At 35.8% G+C, this 1,655-nt stretch carries 1 protein-coding gene; it reads right to left on the bottom strand.

Features of this window, described 5'->3' with window-relative positions; translation table 11 throughout:
• Nucleotides 1-380: 380 nt before the first annotated feature.
• Nucleotides 381-1,490, bottom strand: a complete 1,110-nt coding sequence (locus F607_RS0126815; protein ID WP_027710440.1) for a type I restriction endonuclease — start codon at nt 1,488-1,490, stop codon at nt 381-383.
• Nucleotides 1,491-1,655 lie beyond the last annotated feature (165 nt).

Genomic DNA, 1,655 nt, shown 5'->3' on the forward strand with positions numbered 1-1,655 from the left:
AACAAGGAATTTCAAATCACCGAATGAAATGTTTTTAGGGTGGCGAGTCGATTTACTCGCTAATTAAGAATTGCACTTATTAGTTGAAACCAAGAGCTGGTTGTTTATTAAAAAATGAAGAAACAAGAAATTATAGCCCTTGCTCAAAAAGCCATTCAAGACAGAGACTTACCATTTCAAGAGCCACTATTCATTCGCTGTTCAAGGAAATACTATTTCTTTGGTGATAAGACTTGGTATATACGAACTAATAGCAGCATGCGAGGTGGTAACGTTAATATCTGGATCGATGATAAAACTGGTACGGTTTTGCGAGTGGGGTTTGCAAATAGGTAGCTCCAAAATATCTGGAGCTACTATAAAAAAATCACAATTGAGTGTTAAGATTGAGTTTCCTCTTGAGTGCTAAAAACAGGCTCTTCTTTAGTGGGGAAGTCGTATGATTTTGCTGTGAGAATTAGCTGTTCCTTGTAATTATAAATGTCGTTTAGTGACTCAATATGGGTCCGCTCTTCATGCTTTCCATAAAATATGCCAATATACTTTTTCTTTGAATTGAAATGCAGCCTACAAATAGGTTTTCTGTTATTGTCATCTAGTAAAATACCACAGTAGTTTTTTGTATCTCTAATAGCAACTCTACCTAGGTCAATATCTGAGGCTAGAATTGCTTTAACTATATGGTAACCCTCTATTTCCTCTTCCGTTGTCACTATGCCATTGTCAGGTTCAATATCATCATCTTGTTTTTCTTTTGGCTCGAATTCATGTTGAGTATTAGTTTTTAGTAGTCGGTTTATTTTTTCATTTAGCACATCGCTGATAAACTGATTGATAGCACCTTTAACGAGGGATGAAAACTGTTCTTTTATTTGCTGTGTGAAACGGCCGTTGTATACCTTAGAGACAAAATATCTTACGAATTCTTCAGAGGGATCAGCTATCTCCTCAGAAAAGGCTTTTTTGATTGCGCCTGTGTATTTGAGGGTGCTTGCCGTATCTAGGATGCTATCTAGTGAAAAGCTAGATTTTTCAAATTTTTTGAGCTCATTTAAGTCATTTTCGTGTAGTTGTAGCATATTGATGGTTAAAAATGGATATTTATCCATCTTATTGGGTTCTTCCAAATCAGTAAAGAAGCGGTATTCAATACCATTTGTCAGGATGCCAAATCGGGCTTCAGATACGGAAAAATATCTATATAACTGGCCTGCATGTTCGTTATCTAGGTCTTTATCGTGGTTTTTACACTCGATTAACATGATGATTTGATCATCTTTTTTGATGGCATAATCGACTTTCTCGCCTTTTTTGACGCCTACATCTGCAGTAAACTCAGGCACGACTTCTAATGGGTTAAATACGTCGTATCCTAAGCAGCTAATAAAAGGCATGATGAAAGCATTTTTGGTTGCTTCTTCAGTATTGATTTGTAACCGCTGGTCAGGGATTTTGTTGGCGATTGCTCTTATTTTTTCAATTAAGTCCATTGTTGTATTCCTAATGTAACAATCCATGTTAACTGGTTAAGTATAGCGATCAAGTTTAAAATAATATAATTATAACGCGATGCTCGACTTTTTAGCCTATTAATTTAGCTAACTGAAGAGGAGCATTGCCTTGGTTCCTATTAAATAATACACACAAACTGTGTG

The sequence above is a fragment of the Zooshikella ganghwensis DSM 15267 genome, from assembly GCF_000428585.1.
Lineage (GTDB): Bacteria > Pseudomonadota > Gammaproteobacteria > Pseudomonadales > Zooshikellaceae > Zooshikella > Zooshikella ganghwensis.